This window comes from Mesorhizobium sp. WSM4850 (assembly GCF_055811735.1).
In genome coordinates this window covers 1-656 of the sequence record NZ_JBVVPV010000158.1, presented here as the reverse complement: position 1 = coordinate 656, position 656 = coordinate 1, and the positions used below count along the sequence as shown (strand labels likewise).

General features: G+C 58.7%; 1 protein-coding gene. It reads left to right on the top strand.

Annotation, left to right across the window (positions count from 1 at the left end; genetic code table 11):
- Positions 1-197: 197 nt before the first annotated feature.
- Positions 198-656: Crp/Fnr family transcriptional regulator (locus AC0L2Z_RS35385; protein ID WP_473630643.1), on the top strand; the 459-nt coding region annotated here is incomplete at its 3' end.

The window sequence follows — 656 nt, the reverse complement described above, 5'->3', positions numbered from 1 at the left end:
TGAAAGCCCTCTCCCCAGAGGATTTTGCGCTGTTACTGCCGTCGATGCATCATGTCCAACTGAACCTCAAAGCCCAACTGGAGGTCCCGTATCAGCCAATCGAGCATGTGTATTTTCCAGAAGCGGGTATCGCTTCGGTGGTCGCTACAATGACTGGAGGGCGGCAGAGTGAAGTCGGGATCATTGGCTATGATGGCATGACAGGCGTTGCCGTCATTCTCGGCCAAGACAGCTCTCCCAATGAGACCTACATCCAGGTCGCAGGCAATGGCTGGTGCCTGCCGGTTGAGAATCTTCGGTCTGAGGTGGCAAAGAGCCAGTCGCTTGGCGCGTCGCTGCTTGCCTATGCCCACGCCTTCCTTGTCCAGTCGGCACGAACGGCACTGGTCAATGGCCATTCCAAGATCGAGGAACGGCTGGCCCGCTGGTTGCTGATGGTCCACGACCGAACCGAGGGAAACAAGATCCAGCTGACGCATGAATTTCTGGCGACTATGCTCGGCTCTCGGCGCCCCGGCGTTACCACCGCCCTGCAAATGCTGGAGTATCGGGGGCTGGTTCACGCCAGGCGCGGCGAGATCACGATCGTCGACCGTGCCGGAATGATAAAGCTCACACATGGCGCCTATGGCGACGAGGAGCAACGTCACTTCGGC